This is a genomic window from Terriglobia bacterium (assembly GCA_020072815.1).
GTDB lineage: Bacteria > Acidobacteriota > Terriglobia > Terriglobales > Acidobacteriaceae > Angelobacter.
The window spans coordinates 51761-72819 of sequence record JAIQGE010000011.1; the positions used below are offsets into that span (position 1 = coordinate 51761).

Below are 21059 nucleotides of genomic sequence, written 5' to 3' on the forward strand. Positions count from 1 at the left end.
GGTGATCCGTGAGAGATATTTTCGTTGCATTTGAATTCTTCCTTTTCGATTTGCGGGACGGCTTGTTTGACCCACCCTAACGTCGAAAGACATGACGCTAGGATGGGCTCTTGGAATAACTGGCGAAACCAGGCATCCGGGTTAGTTGCTGTTTCCTTCTTGCACCTTGGGGATTCCGGCGGCGAACCACACTCCGCCTACATTGCGGATGAGCAATACCGGGTTGTCGCAGGGAGCCGTTGGGGCCGGAGTTAGGAAATCGTCAATGGTAAAGTCCCCGTCGGTTTGAAGGGCCACGCCGGTGAGGGTTGAGTTGTGGGCGGTGGCAGTGCCGGCCGGTCCGCAGAAAAGCGTGGCGTGGACGCTCTGCCCCGCGTTGGTCCCGATGCCATTGCCCGATGCCAGAAGCAGGCCGCGTCCGACAACCTTGATGTGCCCGTCAAAGCCGACTTCGGCTTCGAGGCCTGCGATCCTCCAGGGCGCGCCCGGCGGGACGCCCCGCACCACGTTGAGGTTGACTGTCCCGTTGGCGGCGACGCCGTTAACAGGTATGACGCCGATACCACCCTTGAACTTCAATGCTGAAGTGGTGTCAGTGTTGCTTTGCGCCGACACAATGCCGGTGACCGCAAATGCGATCAGTGCTACCAGCAATCCACGGACGATGCCCTGAGCGGCTCTGCCTCCCAGGAAGTTCTTACTGCAATTGTTGTTCACTTTCTTTCTCCTATTCTTTGAGCTTCAAGGCCTGCGGCCCCGCGGCGTCTCTTGCGGCGTGCCACCGCTTCCGCTAGAATCTCGCTGAAACGCCGCTAGACCGCCGGCCCCACATTCAACCTAGGCGATATCGCCCAAGATCGTCCTTAGCGGCTCATGAAGAATTTCTAGGTAAATTCCAAAGAAGTTCCAAAGGTAGTCATGCCCCCGGAAACAAAGGCTTTCTACGAGTTCGGGACGTTCCGCTGCGACCCCCGGGAACACCTTCTCCTGTGCGGGGGCAAGCCGGTTTCGCTGTCGCCGAAGTCGTTTGAGATCCTGGTCGCCCTGATTCAGAGCAAGGGCCGCCTGCTGACGAAGGAAGAACTCATGCAGCAGGTGTGGCCGGACAGCTTTGTGGAAGAGGGCAACCTGACGGTCAATATCTCCGCACTGCGCCGGGTGCTGGGCGAAACCCCAGGCGGGCAGCAATACATCGAGACTGTACCCAAGCGGGGATATCGTTTCGTTGCGCCAGTCACCGAGAGCCTGGACGACGGCGAACCCGTCCCGCCGGTGCGGACTTCTGGTGTTCCGCCGGGAGAAGCGTTGCCCGGAGTTGCACCTGCGCCTGCATCGCCGTTTCTCTCTCGTCGTTGGCCACTGGCAGTGGCCGGACTGTTGGTCGCGATCCTGGTCTCTGCGGTCCTGATCTTCGGCCGTCCCCGTAAGTTGAATGACAAAGACGTGGTCGTGCTGGCCGATTTCTCCAACACCACGGGCGATCCGGTCTTCGATGACGCATTGCGACAGGGACTTTCCGCGCAACTGGAGCAGTCGCCGTTCTTGAACCTGCTGTCCGATGAGCGCATCGCGCAGACGCTGTCTCTCATGGCCCAACCCAAGGACTCCCGGTTGACCCACGAACGGGCCCGCGAAGTTTGCCAGCGCACAGCAAGCGTTGCAGTTCTGAATGGCGCGATTGCACAAGTTGGCACGCAGTACCTTCTGACCCTAAAGGCAATCAACTGCGCAAACGGCGAATCGCTGGGGAGCGTGCAAGAGCAGGCCGTTGATAAGGACCATGTTCTTGACGCATTGGGAAAGGTGGCTTCGAAGATCCGCAAACAGTTGGGCGAATCGCTGGCTTCAGTGCAGAAGTATGACGCTCCAGCGGAAAATGTGACAACAGCATCACTTGAAGCCCTTAAGGCCTACAGCCTCGGCCGTCAGACCATGGTGGTTAAGAGCGATTATCCTGCCTCCATCCCGCTTTTCCAGAGGGCGATCAACCTGGACCCGAACTTTGCCATGGCCTACGCCAGGATGGCAACGAGCTATGCCAGCCTTAACGAGACCCCTCGAGCGATTGAGGCCATGCGAGCAGCCTATGCACTGCGAAAACGGGTCAGCGAGCGGGAAGAGTTCTACATCGCCGAACATTACGAGATTTTCGTTACAGGAAATCTGGAAGCAGCACGCAGGGTTGATGAATTGTCGGCGCAGACCTATCCGCGCGACACCTCGTTCACGAATCTAGGCCTCATCTATAGTGAGCTCGGCGATTATGACAAAGCTCTTGTTGCGTTCGAAGATGCTCTGAAATTCAATGCTGAGACCGGGTACAGGTACGCAAATCTCATGGGCGGGTACCTGCAACTCAACCGCCTGGATGAAGCCAAGGCTGCGGCGCAGGAGGCTCAGCGCCGTCATCTTGATTATCCTGAGATTCACCTCAATCTCTATTGGGTCGCTTTTCTTCAGCATGACCCTGCAACCATGGAGCAGGAGGCGTTGGGCATGATGGGAAAGCCGGGACACGAAGACCAGATGCTCAATTATGAAGCAGACACAGCCCTCTTTGGCGGACAGCTTGCCAAAGCGCGGATACTGACGCGGCGTGCCGTGGAGGCCGCCCAGAAGGTGGATGAAAAAGAGGCGCCCGCGCTCTACCAGGCGGATGCGGCGGTCCGCGAAGCCCTGGTGGGCAATGCGGATTTGGCGAAACAACAGGCACGGGCCGCGCTCGCGCTTTCCAATGACAGGGATACGGAGGCCTTATCGGCAATTGCGCTGGGGCTGGCGGGTGATTCCGCGCAGGCTTCCCGGCTGGCCGACGATCTGGCAAAACGCTTTCCGCAAGACACGATTGTACAGTCCAATTATTTGCCGACGATCCATGCCGCAGAATTTCTTCGGGGCAACGATTATGGCAAGGCCATCGAGGTCCTGGTGGCGGCAGCGCCCCATGAACTTGGCGGCAATAATCAGAGCTTGAATTTTGTTCTCTACCCGGTCTACCTGCGAGGCAAGGCGTATCTGGCTGGAAAGCAAGGCACCGCCGCTGCTGTTGAGTTTCAGAAAATTCTCGATCATCCCGGCGTCGTCCGGAGTGAGCCCATCGGCGCACTGGCTCGCCTGGAACTTGGCCGGGCCTTCGCTTTGTCGGGTAACATGACCAAGGCAAGCGCTGCTTACCAGGAATTTCTCAGCCTCTGGAAAGATGCCGACTCGGACATCCCGGTCTTCAAGCAAGCCAAAGCGGAATACTCTAAGCTCCTGTGACCCGGCTAACAGCGAGCTTTGCCTGTCTTGATCCTGCCTGACACAACTGGCGAGGATTATCTGCTCCCCGCGGTGATCGGAAGGGCCAAAAGCAGATTGTCCAAGAAAACAAATCCTCGCGGCGTATACCCTCCCTGCCAGCGCGGCATCCCACATACGCACATAGACGCATTCCAGACTGGATTCAGGAGCACCCCCCTATGAAGATCACGAGAATATTGCCATTCGTAGCTTTGGCTTTGGTCATTGCCACGTCAACGTTCGCGGTCGCTGCCGACCGGCCCGCGGCCCTGAGAATCACGCAAGGCCCTTCGATAGAGAGCGTTGGCGACGACTGGGCGGTCATCGCCTGGACCACCAACACCGGCGGCAGCAGCGTGGTCCGCTATGGCACCGACCCGAGGAACCTGAACCAGACTGCACAGTCACCGTATTCTGACAACGACAAGACTGCGGCGCAAAACCATAGCGTGCGACTCAAAGGCCTCACGCCTGGCTCCACGTACTATTTCACGGCATTTTCCGGCCAAGGTGAAGGCACGGGGACACAGGCCAGCAGTCCGGTGGGCCAGTTCGCGACCAGAGGCGGGCCCCAAAATGGACGAGGCGAGGGCAGAGGCGAGGGAAGAGGTGAGGGAAGACATGAAGGAAGAGGCGAGGCAGTAAGGATCACGGATGGGCCTCGAGTGGAAGGCACCGGCTCCACCTGGGCAGTGATCGCCTGGACCACGAATACCGGCGGCAGTTCCATTGTGCGCTTCGGTACTGCCCCGGACCGTCTGGGCGGGCTGGCGCAGTCGCCCTATGCGGACAACGACAGGACCAAGGAGCAGAACCACCGCGTCCGCGTCGCAAATCTAAGACCGCATACCAGGTACTTCTTCATCGTTGATTCCGGCCAGGGCGAAGGGACAGGAACTGAGACGAGGAGCGCAGTCGGCGAGTTCAGGACCAGAGGGCGCTGAGCCGCGCGCAGGCGAAATCCTGAGCGAAGCGTCAGGCGCGGAGTGGAGGGATCCCCAGAAACTGGCGTGAACGCCGGTGGCGAGGCCGGCTCGCGCGCCGAGCCGCCTGCTTCAATTGCAGAATACACTCCGCAAGCTGGAGGATGTTGAGCTGGGTGGAGCGGAGCAACAAGAAAAAAGGTTGGCGGAAGCGTGTGAGGGTCGAACTTGAGCCGGTATGCGGGCGTCTGAGCCCGCAGGCGAAATCCTGAGCGTAGCGAAGGCTCTGCTTTTGCATGTGATACCAGCGAAGCTAACTCTCGCCGGTTTTGAAGTTGAGGCGCTTTCGCGGCGTCTGAGCCGCGAGCCGAAATCCTGAGCGAAGCGCCGTGAGGCGCGGCGTCGAAGGAACCCGAGGATATTGGCGGAAGCGTGTGAGAGTCGAACTCACCAGAGCCAGCAGAGCTAACTCTCGCCGGTTTTGAAGTTGAGGCGCTTTCGCGGCGTCTGAGCCGCGAGCCGAAATCCTGAGCGCAGCGCCCTGAGGCGCGGAGTCGAAGGAACCCGAGAATGTTGGCGGAAGCGTGTGAGAGTCGAACTCACCAGAGCCAGCAAAGCTAACTCTCGCCGGTTTTGAAGACCGGAAGGGTCACCGGACCCCATGCGCTTCCGCGTGGTTTCGCGTTTTTAAGTTTACACGACGGAAAAAGCAAGCAATTAGCAAATGGCAATTAGCAACTAGCCAGACGCGGTTTTGCCTAATTGCCAACTGCTATTTGCTGATTGCTGGAGTGATCCGCAATATGTCGTGCTTTACTTCCACCACGCGTCCGGGGAACTGCGCCGCGATGCGCTGCTTGAGTTGATCCACGGTCGGCGAGCCGTTCTCGCCGTTCAGTCCGCGAGCATCGTCCATCAGAATCACGTGTTCCTTGATGCGATGGCTGAGAATTGTCTCCAGTTCGGTGGTCAGGCGCTGTTTGTCGCCCTGCAGGCCGGCCCAGCCGTAGTAGCCGGCGTCCAGCCAGAAGAGGGCAGGCTGGTTGAGAGTCTGGAGCAGCTCAGGAATCTTCTTCTGGCTGTCTCCTTCGAGGATGTGGATGTGCGGCCAGCGCGCGAACTTTTTTTGCGCCTGCTGCGCCAGCTGCGAATCAAATTCCACAGAATGGATTTCCTGGAAGCGGTTCTTCATGGCGGCCACCATCTCGCCGTAGTACGTCCCGGTTTCCACCAGCACGTGCAGCCCGTAGCGCTGAGCGTACTCCAGCACCGCGCGCTGCTTGACCAGATGCGGAGAGCGCACCGGTTCTCCGCGCAGCTTCCAGTACCAGTAGTCCGGGTAATGCCCGGCGGCCTTGTAAAGACCGTAAAACGGCGTGCGTTGCAGCAATTTGCGAAATGCTTTCATCGTGTTAGATCCGCGCGCGCAAAATCGGCGCGCAACAACTTGTCATCCCGTCCTGGATGTTTCAGCACATGTCAACGCACGTCGCGAACTGAACGAATCCAGACCGCGCTGCGGCGCATCGAAACGCAAGTAGATCACTTGTTACACTGAGATTGCAGCATAAGGTGGAGAGAAAACCGTGTCAAACCAGAAGAGACGATTTTCATTTGCGCAGATGGATGTTTTTACCTCGGTGGCCCTGGAAGGCAACCAGCTTGCCGTGTTCGCCGACGGCCGCGGGCTGAGCGATTCGGAAATGCAGGCCATTGCGAAGGAAACGAATTTATCAGAGACCACGTTCATCCTGCCGCGCGACGCCGCCACTGAACGCGAGCGCGGCGTGCGCGTGCGCGTCTTTACCGTGACGGAAGAGCTTCCGTTCGCCGGACATCCGACACTGGGCACGGCAATGGCGCTCTTCAACGCGCGCGGCGCGGGTGAAGCCGCCGACGAGATAGCTTTGGACCTTAACGTCGGCAGAATTCCGGTGCGCTTTTCCACCCGCGACGGTCTACCATTCGGGACCATGACGCAGCGCCCGCCTGAGTTCGGGCAGAAGCATGATCGCGAAACCGTGGCCCGGGCCTGCGGTCTTAGCGTCGCTGACATCGCCGACGACCTGCCTATCCAGTCCGTCACCACCGGCAATCCGTTCGCGATGGTGCCGGTGAAGTCCCTGGCGGTGTTGCAGAGGCTGGCGCCGGCGTGGAGCGCGATGAACGACTATCTGCAGAAGACTGACGTCAAGTTTTTTTATTTTGTTTCCCGTGAAACCCTCAACCCCGAAGCCAAATTGCAAGCGCGCATGATTTTTTACAACGGCGAAGATCCCGCCACGGGCTCGGCAGCTGGGCCGTGTGCCGCATGGGCGGTGAAGTACGGCGTGGTGCGTCCGGAGGAGCAGGCGCTTATGGAGCAGGGCGTGGAGATGAAGCGGCGCAGCCGGATTTACATCAGCGCCGGCAAGGAAGGTGACAAAGTTGTTAACGTCCGCGTCGGCGGTCACGCGGTGGAAGTGGTCCGCGGAGAAATGTTCTTATGATCGCCAGCGCGCCGTAGTAGGTTTTGCGCGGTCTTCAGTTGCTGCGTGTGCGGAAACGGCGCGCGGAAAAAATTTCTACTGTTGGCGTTCAGGGTACTTTACACGGCCTCATCGCGCGCCTATGATGCCAAGAGTTTTTGCGAACAAGAAATTGTTCTGTCGTCCAGCCAAGACAAATAATCATCCGTAGCGGCCTGCGCCAAAGTCCTATGGAACCAAGCGAGCAGTGGGGAGAATCATGCGGCCAAAGAAGACTATTCTGTGTGTTGACGACAACGAACAATCACTTTCCATCCGAAAGCTCATGCTGGAGACGCGCGGTTACCGCGTGGTGGCCTGCACCAACAGCGCGCATGCACTGGAAGTTTTCCGCCGCGGCGGCGTGGACCTGGTCCTGAGCGACCTCTTGATGCCCGGGCTGGACGGCGCAACGCTGGTGGCCAGGATCAAAGACTCCTCGCCGGAAACCCCGGCCATACTTTTTTCCGGCAAGATCAAGGCTTACGAGAAAGAAACCCGGGCGGACCTGTTCCTCCCCAAGGGAATGTACGCGCCCATGGAGCTGCTGGAGCGCATTCGTTTGTTGCTGGTGAAGAAGCGCGGGCCGAAGCGGACGGTGGAGGTTGCGCCGCAAAGGATTCCAGCCGCTTAGCCGCGTCGCGGACAATGTCGCGCTTTGCCGCTCTTTGACCGGAGCCCGGAAACTCGCCGCTCTGGTAAGATCAAAGAGTCCGTGGCGCCTATCATCCAAGCTGAGAACGTATTCAAAGTCTACCGCATCGGCAAGGTGGACGTACCTGCCTTGCGCGGCGTGAGCCTTGCCGTGGAGAAAGGCGAGTTCGTCAGCATTGTAGGCCCTTCCGGGAGCGGAAAATCCACGCTGTTCTATATTCTGGGCGGACTCACCCGCGCCTCCCAGGGTCGCGTGGTGATTGACGGCGAAGATTTTTCCCAGCTCTCTGACGCGCAGCGGACGGCGTTGCGCAAGCGCAAGATCGGTTTTGTGTTTCAAAAGTTCAATCTGTTGCCCACGCTCAGCGCGCGCGACAACATACAGATTGCGCGCGAAATTTCCGGCCGCAACGGCAAGGACCCGGAATTTTTTGCCAAGGTGACGGAGATGCTGGGCGTCGCCGGCAGGCTCGATCATCGTCCTTCGGAGTTGTCCGGCGGCGAACAGCAGCGCGTAGCACTGGCCCGCGCGCTCATCAATCGCCCGGCGATTGTTCTGGCGGACGAGCCGACCGGCAACCTGGATTCGGAAAATTCCGCCATCGTCCTGAACATGCTGCGTGAAGCCAACCAGAAGTTTGGCCAGACTGTGCTGATGATCACCCACAATCCGGAAGCCGCTGAAGTGGGCGATCGCATCATCCACATGCGCGACGGCCACATCGTCACGCCTGACCAAGATCCGCAATGGTCCAGGCATTAGGGTTTTAGTAGGCTAATTTCCACTTTTGGCCCAGTACCGCGCGTCCCGTCTGCCTGGCGAGAACCTATTAAAATGTTAGTATTTCGTGACCAGCTTTCATCCGAATCCAAATGAAACTGTTTCGCAATGTTCCGAACTTGTGGATGTATCGTTTTCCCCGCAGGCGCAGGCTCCGGGCTGTGCCAGCATTTACAGCATTGTGTGGCCTTGGCATGTTCCTGGCAGCGAGCGCTCCAATAGGTTTCTTCGGGTCTGCTGCGCGCGCACAGCAGACTAGTCCGGCGCCGCCTGTAGTGGTTCAGCCGGGTGCGCCCGGTAAGCCGAGCAAGAGGCTGCCTCCGTCCACAACGGCAAAGCTGCCGCCGCGGTCGCCAGCCGAAGTGGAGTTCATGCAAGGCATGATCATGCATCATTCGCAAGCGGTGGAGATGACGGCGCTGATTTCGTCGCATTCGGAGAACAAGGACCTGCGTTTGCTGGGGGCGCGCATCAGTAGCTCGCAGTCAGACGAGATCAAGTTTATGCGGCGCTGGTTGGTAGCCCGGGGAGAAACAGTTGCGATGACGAGGGCGATGCCGGAAATGCACGACATGCACATGCCGCACCATGCGATGGCCCTGATGCCCGGCATGCTCACACCGGAACAGATGGAAGCGCTACGGAAGGCGAAGGACGCAGAGTTCGACCAATTGTTCTTGACAGGAATGATTCAGCACCACCAAGGAGCCTTGACCATGGTGAAGGATTTGTTCGACACCGCAGGCGCGGGGCAGGATGCCGAGCTCTTCAACTTCGCGACCGATGTGGACACTGGTCAACGAGCCGAGATCAGGATTATGCAGGCGATGTTAGAGAAAAAAACTCCAGAGGAGAAACAATGAACCGAATGCCCAGGATTGCTTTTTGCGTGATGATCGCCGCGATTTGTTTATTGTTCGGCATGAGCCGGCTGCAGGCCCAGGAGCAGAAGCCTTCCTCCCCGCCGCCGGCGGCTGAGGGACAGAATCCAGATGCTGCCGAGGCCGCTCCTGTGCTGCCGCCGGGCATGACGGGGTCTGACGTAAACGATCCGCGCGCGAAGCTCGCGCCCGGCCTCTATGACGCAGGCGAAGCATCCATGGGCATGAAGCATCTTAAGCTGGTCAGGAAGCCAGACGCATTTCAACTCGGGACCGGCGACCCTGATGATCCCAAGGTGCAGAAGACGCTGGGTCAGCTTGGCATGAGCAACACCGCGAAGGTCCCGAAGCGGATGCAGATGTTGCGCGCCCAGCTGGCTTTCGCGAACTCTGATTTGGCCTTCCAGGGCAACCACCTGTTTCAAGGCAATTTTTATGGCGTGAACATCTATGACATTTCCAAGCCGGCCGGAGCAACGCTACTCACTTCACTGGTGTGTCCTGGCGGGCAGGGAGATGTATCGGTTTATAAGAACCTGTTGTTCATGTCGGTAGAAATGCCAAATGGACGCCTGGATTGCGGAACGGCAGGCTTTCCGCCAGACCCGCCTCCTCCGCCGTCCGCATCCACTGAAGACGAAAAAGAAAACAAGCGCCCCGTGCCCTCAGCGCAAAAGGACCGTTTCCGCGGAGTAAGAATCTTCGACATTTCTGACATCAGCAATCCGAAGCAGGTCGCGGCGGTGCAGACCTGCGGCGGGTCCCACACACATACCCTGGTCGTTGATCCGCACGACAAAGACAATGTCTATATCTACGTGTCGGGCACCTCGTTTGTGCGTCAGCCGGAGGAACTGGCCGGATGCTCCGGTGAACAGCCGGACAAAGACCCGAACACGGCGCTGTTCCGAATCGAAGTGATCAAGGTTCCGGTGGCCGCGCCGCAGAACGCCAAAGTGGTGTCCAGCCCGCGGGTCTTTATGGACGCCCGGACGGGAGTGATCAACGCGCTGAGCAGCGGTGGCACGCATGGCCCAAAGGGCCCGGAGAAGCCGAAGGACACGGACCAGTGCCACGACATCACGGTGTATTCGGCGGTGGGGTTGGCGGCGGGCGCCTGCTCGGGAAATGGAATTTTGCTCGACATTAAGGACCCTGTAAATCCCAAGCGTGTGGATGCCGTAAACGATCCTAACTATTCCTACTGGCATTCAGCTTCGTTCTCGAACGATGGAACCAAGGTGGTGTTTACCGACGAATGGGGCGGCGGCTTGGGGCCGCGGTGCCGTGCCAACGACCCCAACAAGTGGGGCGCGGACGCCCTCTTTACCGTGAAGGACGGCAAGCTGAGTTTTCAGAGCTATTACAAGATGCCGGCTGCGCAGGGTGATACGGAGAACTGCGTGGCGCACAACGGCTCGCTGGTTCCCGTCCCAGGCCGCGACATTGAAGCGCAGGCCTGGTACCAGGGCGGCATCTCCATCGTGGACTTTACGGACGCAGCACACCCCATGGAAATTGCCTACTTTGACCGCGGGCCGATCGATGCGAAGGCGCTGGTGCTGGGCGGCGAGTGGTCAGCCTATTGGTACAACGGCCACATTTACGCTTCGGAGATTGCGCGCGGACTGGACGTTTTTGAACTGACGCCAACCAAGTTCTTGACCCAGAACGAAATTGACGCGGCCAAGACCGTCCGGGTCAGTGAGTTGAATGTGCAGAACCAGCAAAAGATCGAGTGGCCGGCAAAATTGGTCGTCGCCAAGGCCTACGTGGACCAATTGTCCCGGTCGCAGGCCCTGCCGCCAGAGAAGATCGCAGCTCTGCACAAAGCAATTCAAAGCGCAGAGAGTTCGCACATGAGCAAGGCTGCGCTGGCGAAGTTAAAGAGCATGGCGCCGTCGTTGACAAAAGACGCCGGTACAGCGAAAAGCCAGGCAGATTCGACACGGCTGCGTGCTTTGGCTGAGATTCTGGAGCATCCATCAACCTAAGTTGAGCTGTTCCGGCGGCGTATAGGGCCGCCGGGCGAAATCCAAACCCTGAGCTTGCCGAAGAGGACGCGCTAGATCCCGCCGCGAGACCCTTGTGGCCGCCGAGCGGCGTGCCTTAGGCGCAGAAGAAATTGTTCATCGGAGACAAGATCTCAAGCGGTTTGTCGCGAAAGCGACAAAAAGGATGGAGGCGCGGGTCGGAATCGAACCGGCGGCGGCCTTTTAGAATCTGTAAGTTGCTGATTATTAACTGTCCTAGATGGCCAACATGTCCACGATGTCCGGATTCCTAGCACAAATTAGCACAATTCTCGGCAACGGTTATGACACGGTTGTAGGGCACAAGGTGATGCCCTATCCTTTTGACCCATGAAAGAACCTTTTGCGACGGTTCGTGTCGATCTAATGCGCAAAGCGCTCACGGCTTTCTATGCGTCCGCACAGAAACAGAAGTACAAACGTGGGTGGTCAACCAAGGCGGGCGAAGCGGCACGCGGCGCGGTGAGCGGGGAATACTGGCTAACACAATTTGCTTATGAGAAGCGATGCCACGCATTCCGCAACATGATGAAAAACGGCGTGCCAAAACTGCTCCAGAGATGGGTTCTACCCGATGGAACGCTCGATGACGTTCTCATTGCGGCTGTGGCAATTGCTCCATTGCGAGGCGACGGAAAATTTCGCATAAAGGAGTTTCTTTCAGCCGTTGCAAAAACCCCCAATTAGTAGAGTGTGGCAAATTTGACACATTTCTGAGAATTAATGTTTGTGTAAAGAAATGAGCTACGGAGGGCTATTTAGAAAGCACTGCCAACATTCAGCCCCCGCCCCCACCTATCCACGCATTCGCTTGCTACACAATGCCCGCGCCATCACGTTTGCGGCCCATCTAGCGAGCCGCGCAAAAGTCACGCTGGAGTACCAGCGGCGTTTTTTTCCACCTCTTCCCGCCCCGTATTAAACTTGATTGCGAGTGGATATTGCGAACCAAAAGAAAGCCGTGATCCACCTCGCCTTCGAGGTGTATCACTTCCGTTGCTACCGCCGCTTATACGGCAACAGCCGGTTGACCCCGGTCGCCCGACAAGCAGTTATCTACTCTCTTCTCCTGCACGAGCGCGTGCTGCTTGGCTTTTTCAGCGAGCCGTTGCCCACCCGGAAAACAGACGATTGTTGGATGGGAGATTTCATAACAGACAACAACATTCGGAAAAAGCTAACTCCTTCTGCTTCAGCAAAGGCTATGGTCGTTGAACTGCACAAACGCCTCGCCCACTTCACACGAACGCGATGGGAGAGAACACCCGCCCCGACAATGGGGTTTTACGCAAAATATTTTGATGAGATTGAAAGGCTCATCAATGAGTTCCAGGCGGCGCTCCCTGTCGACATTCGACAGGTCTTCATCAACAAGTTGGATTCGTTCGCCAAGAGCGAACCCTGTACGGCATAGCTACCCATAAACCGCCCCTTCCTCGCTGTCCTTTTGTACGCACCACAAAATCACAGAACGAACGGGAGAGAAGAAAACTTGTTTTCTCTCCCCGTGTGATGTGATGGGTCAGTTTGTACGCTGTACGCTCTCTTATAGTGGCGTACGCGCTCACCCGGCCATAATAACCGCCTGTCCCGAGTCTGCCTGGAGCCGAGCGCGTGCCTTGGCTATCCAGGTTGTGCCCCGGTTGATATTGAGCGCCGCTAACTGTTCCTGTAGCTTCCTAACTGGCAGAGCTGGACTCGCCCGGATGACCGCCTCCGCCGCATCGTCCTTGCCGTCCTTGTTCCCCTTGAAGCCTTTGCGCCCTTGGAGCGTGACGGGGCGAGTCTCGGGGTCACCTACCATGTGCAACCGGCAATCCGGCGTGCATGTGACCTCAAAGTCTTTGGACTCAAAGTCACGTTGTTTCAGGTTGGACAGGAATGACGCGGACTCATACGGCTTGCTCGGATCTTGAAGCTTGGTGCCCCACGCGCAAGCGAGAAACGCTCCTAAGTCCCCACTACCGCGCATCGCATTCTCCAGGGTCATCACCTCCCCGGCGTCCTTGGGTGAGTGGTGCAGCATGACAACAGACTCCGCGCCCGCACGTAGTAGCGCGAAGATGCTGTCCGCGAAGGTCCGGGCATCTTGCGAGCTGCTCTCATCACCCTCAAAAAATCTGACGGCGGTGTCCAGGATGACAACGGAGCCGGGCAACGCTTCCTCTAGCGCCGGGTCATTCAGCTTAAGCGTGCCGTCCGCACTGAGTGTGCGATAAAACAGCGTATCGCCCACGTAGTCTATTAGGCCAATCTTCTTGAGCCGGTCCGTAAACGGGCCAAGCGAAACCTCCGGGCACAAATACAAGACACGCTCCGGCTTCCTTACTACCTCGAAGTGGTCAAAGAGCTTTTCTCCAGATACAAGCGCGTGAGTCACGTTAAGGGCTATGAGGCTCTTTCTTTCGCGTACCGGCCCGGCAATCGCGGTCACGCCTTCGCGCTGCAAGAAATCTTTAATCAGGAACGTGATGGGCGGCGCGTTGAGCGCGTCTTCCTTGCTGTGAAACAGTTCGCGCCAATCCGTGACCTTCTTTTCCTCGGGCCGGCTTCCGCCAATGACCGCGATAGGCTCCGGCTCGGGCAGGGTAAACTTACAGGCGTTTGTGATGAGCCTCTCTAGCTCTTCATCGTCCAATGGCGGTTGCATCCGCTCGTTAATATTAAGAGCGCGGGTACGGATTTCTTCGTCCGTAAGCCCGGCGGCGCGTGCCTTGCCGAGTAGCCTTATCATGTTCTCGTTGCGCCACTCGGTTATAGGCGCATTGTCATCCCGGACAGTGTGCTCGTCATCGGGTTTAGCGCGGAGCGCCCGCACCCGAGTAGGGACCGGCGCTATGGGCTTGTCCCACAACACGGCATACGGCTCTCCGCTGTCCGGGTGAACGCTTCCCGCCGCCATAACGTGCCCCTTGATTCCGCGCACGTCCCCCTTACACCCGCCCAACTCCCACCCGCCCACGGACGGGATAGGCTCGCCGTAATAGAGCTGGACGGCAAACTCCGGGCGGCGGCCCGTGCGTACCGCGAAAGTTTCCGGGATGTCATGGGCGCTTAGAAACTCGCGGAGGTGCGCTTCATCGCGGACGCCGTGGTCAATGTCCAGCACGGTAAGGCCGCTAGGTCCGGGCGCTATCCCTACATTCGCATTCGGGTAGCGCGTCCACCATTCGCGGACCTTCACCTCATCTTCGGACGCGTTCTTATAGCCTCCGGTCTCCATCGGGACCTTTCCGCGACACGGAAAGACGTGCCAACCGCGAGCGATACACGAGAGGGCAATTTGTAAAAAACTACTCACGGGCCGCGCGCTCCCAAAGTTCATCGGCATTGCCCAACCACTGACTCACACTCTCCGTACCCCCGCCCGCGCCGTGTGCCATTTGCCAATGTGTATTACGCGGACCATCACCAAAAAGCGCGGGGTGTGGTGATTCATACATTCTTTGTGCGTCATATAGGTCCTGGTGCTTGGCTATCAGCGCCTCAAGATTCCTTTCGCAAACCCGCACGGCTATTTTGTGTGAGCCGTGGCACTCGCTATGACCACAGGGGATTGTGACGAAGAAATCAAAACCTGTGTGCTGTGATGCGAGCGTCCAATTCCAGCCCGCGAGAGTGAAGAAACGCGCCCATCTTAGTCTTAGCCACATAGTCAACACCTTTCTGCCGGTTATCTTGGTGGGATTGCCTTTAAAGCCGGTTTAGAAATCCTCCAGGTCTTTGGGCTTTCGCCCTAACACCTCTTCCACTGTAAGGCCGCGCGGTACTCCCGGCAATCTCCGCGTAGCTAACGCGGATTCCACCGCCTCTTGCGCCCATGTTTCCGGGCTGAATCCCATTTCTCGGACACCGTGAGAGGCCCGCTCTAATTCCGTGTACAGCTCATCGGGCAAAGTGATAGTGATTTGCCGCATTAGACCTTCCTTCAAAAATCCCCGGCTCTCATACTCCCTAAAAAGAAACATGGGAGCCGGGTCCTAGAGGAAAATGTCAGATCACGCCCACGGCTGAGGACCCGAACAAAGGGTTGCGAGGACCGTGAGCGTCCCGCTGACTCGGGGTAAAATCTCCCTCGCCAAAATCGTTTACAGAATGCCAACCACCTCGGCAAAGCTCTGCGGGTGACGGAGCGCAACATCGGCCCTCAAGTCCGCAAGGAATCCGAATTGCAGGTTGTCACCGATGAATCTTTCCTGCAAAATGCGAATCCGTAAGCGGGTCCGAATGCCGAACATGAGTTGGGTGAAGTCGCCCACAATGGACTCACTCGCAACGCTTGACGAGCCGTGAGTTTGGTTGACGGGAACGGACGTGGTGGACAGGAATGGGATGTTCTGGAGCAAGTCCGGCTTACGCATCGGCTGTCCCAACGTGTCTTTGAGTTTCGCCGCCTTGGTGAGTGTCCGGGGTGCCATGATTGCCGCCGTTGGCATCTGTGCGTTAGCCGCAAGCAGCGCTTGGACGGCATCCACGAACGGGTCAAAGTTCGTCAAGGCCGCGCCATTGGTCCCCATGTCAACGCTACCCACATTGCTTGTCCCGCTGATCCCGCGAGGTTGCGGTGCGGTGCCGGTGCCAAAGAGTCCAACACGGTCCAGCTCAACCGCGAAAGCGCCGGCGAAACAGGACAAGATGGCCTCATTGATGTTGACAGAATCGTCAAGCAATTCCTGAGACACCTTCACCAATACGGCGAGCGATTGCGGCTTGAATTGCACCCGCTCAAAAGTTGGGTCCGCGAGTGCTACAGCGCCGGCCTCACTCCGCCATGCCGGGGTTGGGTCCGCTGAAATGCGGGCAATGTTTGTGGTTTCTGATTCGATTGGGACAGTCAACGCACCGGCTTGAATGCAAACCGTTTTGGAACGCATCAAGTCAATGAGTCCGGGGAGCAAATTGACCGGCACGGTCACATCCCCCGCACCAACGCCGCCCGCCTCTGACAAGGCCGCCTGAATCTCGGGGTTGCCGCTTGGCGAGACCATGCTTTTAACGAAGTCGCCAAAGCCAAAGCCGAGCGCGGCTCCGGGCGGCACCGCCGATGCAAAGCTCTGGTTATTTTTGAGCACCGGGACCGCGTGCCCGCGCTCATCACGCCAACACTCAAAAGCCCCGTTGTCATTGTTTGCTGCCCCGCCGCTGAGGACCATCCCTTTCGGGAACTGACGGGCGAGCGTGTTTTTTGCTTCGATTGGGTCAATCTTCTCATTCAACTTTTTGACTTCCGTCATGTGCTGATCGAAGATGACAGTTTCTTGTGCGGTCATTTCGCGCTTTGCACCTTCGGCACGCGCAAGGATAGCGTCCGCCGCTTGCAATGCTTGATGCCGCTCTTTTCGCATTTCAAACAAGTTCATAAAGATCCTTTTCGTTTTTTGAGATGTTTCGCGTCTCGTTTTCCGGCAATGCGGTTTGCTAACGCGAGTGGCCTGTAGCCTTCCCTACAGGCAGCTCATTTAAACTTGGTGAGGGGCAGTGTCATGTGTTGTCTGCCCCCATGCCGGGCCGGTGAAGGCCGGGCAAACTCAAAATCTTGGGCGCGTGTCCTCCAGCGAGTAGAGGCGCTCCAGGAACGGCGCGGAATCGTCGTATGCGTGCACCTCGGGCGTGATGCAATACTCCAGGACAAACCGCGCGAGAATCGGGACGGGGACGCGCGATTTTTTGCCCCGTGCAATCCCGGCTAATTCCTTCCGCGCTATTTCATTGTTCAAATACATAACTTTTCCCCCTTGGCTCTTCCGCGCTCAAATTGGGCTAGAATAAAAACAGCCCTAGTGTGATACGTTCGCTCGTGTCCATCTTGGCTACCCGGCGTCGTTGGGCCGCAATCCCTTCGACGCCCTTTTTCGGTTTAACTAATTCCGCCCTCTCCGATTTCTCTCAACTCGTCATAAATGTTTGGCATACGCTTCCTGACAAACTGAAGCGCCTCTTCGCCCGTAAGCCCGGACTCTTTAGCCTCTTGGTTTGCGCGTGCCTTCGCTTCCTCACGCCACGTTGCCCTGCATTCTTCCTTTGTAAGTTCGTCTCGGTTCATATCACTCCCCTATTGTCTCGGTTTCTAATTCGCTACTTTCTTGAATCCGCCTCTAGCTTGCTGATTACGTGCCGCCAACAAGCGCCCCTCGGCCTCGGGTCCGGCCATGAACGGCCACACAAAAGCTACTCGCTTCTGTTCTGACTTATCCGCGTCTGGATCTTCCTGGATAAACAGCACGCCCAAAAAGAGGGGCTTATCCAGAGCCATAACCCTTTCGACAAAAACGCCGATTTCCTCTGGTTTAGGTAGCGCGATTGTTTCCGCGAGCACATGCGCCTTGCCTTTCGTCTCCGGCTGACAGAACACAAGACCGGCGGAGGCATGATTCTTGTTTAGGCCCGCACCTTCCATCTCGTTTCTCAGCCGGTCAAACAGCTCCATAGTCCGCGCCATTGCTTCCATCTTGGACAGCAACCGATTTTGAATAGTGCGCGGGAGTGCTGATTTAAATTTCCGGCGCACGACCTGAGTCTTCGTCATTGTGGCGTCCAGTGGGTTTGCGGATTTTCTTCTGCTCAGTCTCATAGGCAAAAGCAGCATATCCCTAAGCGGCTCCGATTGTCAACTAGTATCGTATTAGTCCTACTTACCTTTAAGTGGAACTACTAAGACATGAGCAATATGGATCACAAGCGCGCCCGCGTCAACACCTAATTTCCGACACATTCCGGATTTGTGCTAATTCACAAAATGGCGCGGTTGCAAAGCCTTATGACGGCGAGCGTTGCGCGGGAGTGACGTGGGTTCAATTATTTTTGTTTGTGAGGTTTCCTTGACTCGTTCGCCCCGGCGAGAAGTGCAAACTGGAGATGTGAGTTGTCTAAAATGCCCTTTTCGACTACAGAAGGGTTGCAATTTTCGGATAGCGGGGAGTACGGTATGCGGCTTAGAGTGCCCCGTCCCCGCCCGGCAAAAAGGGAAAAGCAGGCGTGGGCGGAACCATCCAAGGCAATAGTCACCACGCTTCCTTCGCGCTCACAATCGAACGAATGAATAAGTCTACAAAGCAATTTAAGCAGTTCTGCCAGTGCGGGCACCTTCGTGAAGACCATGACCCTAGTTTCCAGAGGTGCGACGGATACGATGAGGGAGAGGTCTTGCCGTCGGTTCCCGAGGGCCAGCCGTACCCGCCAATGCCTGATTGTTCGTGCCGAGAGTTTGTCTCAATGCGGTGGACAGTGGCGGAGAACTCGGGAAACGGAATCGTCATAGAGTCACCGAACAGACAGCACCGAAAACGTGTAGAGCGCCCGGCCAAAATGCCCCGCCAAGAATTCATTGGATGGCTTCAGCCGGAGATGACGCTTTCCGATGCAACCTTGTATGAGATCCTAAAACCGTGGCTTTAGACATTCTCGTCCCGCGTAAGCACCCGTTCCGCGCAGTAGGATGCGATTAGAGCGGCCCGCAATTTTTGGCAGTGGGGTACTAGTGCCTGTTTTTCCACGTTGCGGAAACAAGCGCGTCAAGCCGGTCTTGCCGTTTCTCGTCAGCGGAAGATTTCTGGAAGTTTTGCCCGAGTGCGGGCGGCGGTTAAATTCGTTTGGGCATTGAGGCATTGAGGCGGGAGTCCAAGCAGGAGTTATGAGCAAACGGCTTTGCATTTTCGGCACTCACCACGAATTCCAAGTGGACTCACCGATGGACGCTAGATTCAATCAGTTTCTCCGTGCACTAATCGCAGATCATAAGGTAGATACCATACTTGAAGAGGCGTCCGGCTTGCCGCCGAAATCTTGCGTGGAGTTGCTGGCCGATGGCCTTAGTATTCGTTGGGCGAACATGGATCTTACGGCCGAAGAGCGGAAACTGATACCCGATGCGGCTTTGAAAAGCGTATATTGCGATACGTTTCAAGATTTATCGTTACACACATTACGCGAGAAGGCGTGGGTAGAGAAAATCATATCGGATACAAAGCTCAATTCAGGCCTGCTAATCGTGGGCCTTTGCCACGTATTTAGCTTTAGCGAAAAGCTGTTGAAACTCGGCTTTGAAGTGGAGGTTCACGCTTATAGTCCCAATCGCATATTCAATTGGAGCGGACGCCCCAGAATTTCCGTCTAGGATTTGCTTTTCCACGTGGCGGAGACAAGCGAGTCTAGCCGGTCTTGCCGCCCTTTCACCCATTTTGCGTAATGGCGCTCGGTGGTCTTGATGCTTTCATGCCCGAGCAACTTAGAGACTTCCTCCAGGGGAACGCCGTTTTGCAGCATGTCCACGGCGAACGTGTCCCGGAGCCGGTGGCTTACCATGTTTCCCGCCGACGCAATGCCCGCGTCCCGAAACAGCTTGCGAAAGTCATCTTGCCAATGGCTCACCGCCGTCCGCTCTTCCCCGTTACCCGTCCAGAAAATATAAGTTGTGTTCCCGTTAAGCACTGCAAGCAACTCCCGTGCAACCTCCGGCGGGACTGGTACGGAAACGTGTGTCCCCGTCTTTTGCCTGGAGGTGACCACCCGGTAAAATTTCTTGTCCTGGATTAGCTCATCCCGGCGGAGAGTACAGGCGTCACGGATGGCAAGGCCGGAATTTCTCATCAAGCGGATAAGGGCACGGACGCGCCGCGTCTTGGTGCTATCGGGGAAACTGACCGGCACGGTATCAAGCAACTTTTTGTATTCCTTGTCCGTGAGCGGGAGGGTAGGGGACTCATCCGCTTTGATTGGCGAGAGGCGGGGCACGCGGTCCAACCATTTTGAGTCAAAGCAGAAGCGGAGGAAATTCTTTAGCCGGGCCTGGACCATCTGCCGGGTATTGGATGACGGGTACAGCTCTTCCCATTCCGCTTGATAGTCAATGACCAATTCGCGCGTCAGCCCGGAAAGTGTGAAGACACCCCGGCGCTCCGCGAAGGCCCGGAGCCTGTCCAGCTCGCGGGCGTACTTGTTGAGCACGTCCGGCGTGATGCCTTGGTTTTTCTTGTCGGCTTTGAATATCTCCACCGCCTCGGCTATCGGCTTGGACCCGTCCGGTGCCGTGGCCGGCGCGCGTCCGGTTAGTTGGTCCTCAAGATCCCGCTTGATCTGTTCGGCCTCGCCCCAAGAACGGGTGCCGGCCATGCGGCGGTGTTGCTTCCCGCCTTGGCTCCAGCGGAGATGTTTGCGGCACCGGCACCGCTTTTCAAACTCGTCCCCCACGTACTTACAATCGGCGGCGTGACGGACGAAGATGGTAATTAGTGGTGTGGCGTGCATGGCATCTCCCGCTTTCAGGATGACCCTAGCACAAAATTAACACAAAGGCTAGACTGTTTTGGAGCCGCCCTTTGCTAAACGCGCATTTATTGGGGTTTTACAGCTTTGATTTTGGAGGCGCGGGTCGGAATCGAACCGACGCATAAAGGTTTTGCAGACCTCTCCCTTACCACTTGGGTACCGCGCCTAATCTACAACCTGCATGGAACAGGCCTGACAGCATAACCCCTCGCAGGGGCGAGGGGGCAACCAAAAAGTTTAGGTTTTGGAGCGGGAGACGGGAGTTGAACCCGCGACTTCGACCTTGGCAAGGTCGCACTCTACCACTGAGTTACTCCCGCTCAAATGCCAGATGTCATTATATCGTGCAGAAAATGAAGGGGTCAATTCGCACGCAATTTACCACCTTCCGGGGCACTTGGAGCGCAACGACAGTCCCGATGAACAGCCGCCGCGAGGGACGTGCGTCGCCGAACGGCCCGCCCCTTGAGCAGACTCCATTGAGGCGAATCCGACGGCCGCTAGCGGCTTGGATCGCAACGACAGTCCCGACGAGCAACTGGCGCGAGTGGCCGGGCAGTCGGCTTCCGAAGCTGATACCGCCGGCGCGAATCTGACGGTAGTCAGCAGTCTGTGTCGCTGAGACAGTCCCGACGAATTGGAAGGGCTGCCAAGCAAGTTTAACGACGGACGCCCCTGCTTTCCGACAAGAATCCTGCGCAGGAAGTCCATCAAGCTTACAAGCGGTTTGGAGC

Annotated in this window: 17 protein-coding genes and 3 tRNA genes; 10 read left to right on the top strand and 10 right to left on the bottom strand. The window is 57.3% G+C overall.

The genetic code is table 11. The annotated features are described in order from the left end of the window. Positions 1-141: 141 nt before the first annotated feature. Entirely contained in the window at positions 142-717 is a 576-nt protein-coding gene (locus LAO20_14810; protein ID MBZ5532701.1) for a hypothetical protein, read from the bottom strand. A gap of 201 nt (positions 718-918) precedes the next feature. On the opposite strand from LAO20_14810, the gene LAO20_14815 reads away from it, so the two are divergent. Together LAO20_14815 and LAO20_14820 are read left to right on the top strand one after the other, a co-directional pair. Next, positions 919-3261, top strand: a complete 2343-nt coding sequence (locus LAO20_14815) for a winged helix-turn-helix domain-containing protein (protein MBZ5532702.1) — start codon at positions 919-921, stop codon at positions 3259-3261. Between the two features lie 200 nt (positions 3262-3461). After that, positions 3462-4226: a fibronectin type III domain-containing protein gene (locus tag LAO20_14820; GenBank protein MBZ5532703.1), complete on the top strand. Its 765-nt coding sequence runs from the start codon at positions 3462-3464 to the stop codon at positions 4224-4226. 553 nt (positions 4227-4779) lie between these two features. Here LAO20_14820 and LAO20_14825 read toward each other — a convergent pair. Together LAO20_14825 and LAO20_14830 are read right to left on the bottom strand one after the other, a co-directional pair. Beyond that, positions 4780-4876 (bottom strand) — tRNA-Sec (locus tag LAO20_14825). Between the two features lie 101 nt (positions 4877-4977). Beyond that, positions 4978-5613 carry a class I SAM-dependent methyltransferase gene (locus LAO20_14830; protein ID MBZ5532704.1) on the bottom strand — a complete coding sequence of 212 codons (636 nt, stop codon included), beginning with the start codon at positions 5611-5613 and terminating at the stop codon, positions 4978-4980. 178 nt (positions 5614-5791) lie between these two features. On the opposite strand from LAO20_14830, the gene LAO20_14835 reads away from it, so the two are divergent. From LAO20_14835 to LAO20_14865, 7 genes are all read left to right on the top strand, one after another. Further along, positions 5792-6694, top strand: a complete 903-nt coding sequence (locus LAO20_14835; GenBank protein ID MBZ5532705.1) for a PhzF family phenazine biosynthesis protein — start codon at positions 5792-5794, stop codon at positions 6692-6694. Between the two features lie 238 nt (positions 6695-6932). Further along, entirely contained in the window at positions 6933-7346 is a 414-nt protein-coding gene (locus tag LAO20_14840) for a response regulator (protein MBZ5532706.1), read from the top strand. A gap of 81 nt (positions 7347-7427) precedes the next feature. Next, on the top strand, positions 7428-8129 hold the full coding sequence (locus tag LAO20_14845) for an ABC transporter ATP-binding protein (GenBank protein MBZ5532707.1): 702 nt from the start codon (positions 7428-7430) through the stop codon (positions 8127-8129). A 212-nt stretch (positions 8130-8341) separates the two neighbouring features. Further along, a complete protein-coding gene (locus tag LAO20_14850) occupies positions 8342-9010 on the top strand; it encodes a DUF305 domain-containing protein (protein ID MBZ5532708.1) in 669 nt (222 codons plus the stop codon). Next, the gene (locus LAO20_14855) at positions 9007-11022 is read left to right on the top strand and encodes a hypothetical protein (protein MBZ5532709.1); all 2016 of its coding nucleotides are present in this window, start codon (positions 9007-9009) and stop codon (positions 11020-11022) included. The genes LAO20_14850 and LAO20_14855 overlap by 4 nt, the downstream gene beginning before the upstream one ends. Before the next feature lie 369 nt (positions 11023-11391). After that, positions 11392-11748 (top strand): hypothetical protein, encoded by a 357-nt coding sequence (locus LAO20_14860; GenBank protein MBZ5532710.1) that lies wholly within the window; start codon positions 11392-11394, stop codon positions 11746-11748. A gap of 247 nt (positions 11749-11995) precedes the next feature. After that, positions 11996-12475, top strand: coding sequence for a hypothetical protein (locus LAO20_14865; GenBank protein ID MBZ5532711.1), 480 nt, complete (start codon positions 11996-11998; stop codon positions 12473-12475). Positions 12476-12625: 150 nt separating this feature from the next. Here LAO20_14865 and LAO20_14870 read toward each other — a convergent pair whose 3' ends face one another. The 4 genes from LAO20_14870 to LAO20_14885 form a co-directional block, all read right to left on the bottom strand. Next, positions 12626-14362 carry a bifunctional DNA primase/polymerase gene (locus tag LAO20_14870; protein ID MBZ5532712.1) on the bottom strand — a complete coding sequence of 579 codons (1737 nt, stop codon included), beginning with the start codon at positions 14360-14362 and terminating at the stop codon, positions 12626-12628. Positions 14363-15149: 787 nt separating this feature from the next. Continuing rightward, positions 15150-16421 carry a phage major capsid protein gene (locus LAO20_14875; GenBank protein ID MBZ5532713.1) on the bottom strand — a complete coding sequence of 424 codons (1272 nt, stop codon included), beginning with the start codon at positions 16419-16421 and terminating at the stop codon, positions 15150-15152. A 168-nt stretch (positions 16422-16589) separates the two neighbouring features. Then, complete coding sequence (locus LAO20_14880; protein ID MBZ5532714.1) at positions 16590-16784, bottom strand: hypothetical protein; 195 nt, start codon at positions 16782-16784, stop codon at positions 16590-16592. Positions 16785-17128: 344 nt separating this feature from the next. Continuing rightward, on the bottom strand, positions 17129-17587 hold the full coding sequence (locus LAO20_14885; GenBank protein MBZ5532715.1) for a hypothetical protein: 459 nt from the start codon (positions 17585-17587) through the stop codon (positions 17129-17131). 1104 nt (positions 17588-18691) lie between these two features. On the opposite strand from LAO20_14885, the gene LAO20_14890 reads away from it, so the two are divergent. Further along, positions 18692-19174: a hypothetical protein gene (locus LAO20_14890; GenBank protein MBZ5532716.1), complete on the top strand. Its 483-nt coding sequence runs from the start codon at positions 18692-18694 to the stop codon at positions 19172-19174. Here the strand turns inward: LAO20_14890 and LAO20_14895 are convergent. From LAO20_14895 to LAO20_14905, 3 genes are all read right to left on the bottom strand, one after another. Continuing rightward, entirely contained in the window at positions 19171-20304 is a 1134-nt protein-coding gene (locus LAO20_14895; GenBank protein MBZ5532717.1) for a site-specific integrase, read from the bottom strand. The genes LAO20_14890 and LAO20_14895 overlap by 4 nt on opposite strands. 112 nt (positions 20305-20416) lie before the next feature. Beyond that, positions 20417-20491: transfer RNA gene (locus LAO20_14900), tRNA-Cys, on the bottom strand. 79 nt (positions 20492-20570) lie between these two features. Continuing rightward, a tRNA-Gly gene (locus LAO20_14905) sits at positions 20571-20645 on the bottom strand. Between the last annotated feature and the right edge of the window lie 414 nt (positions 20646-21059).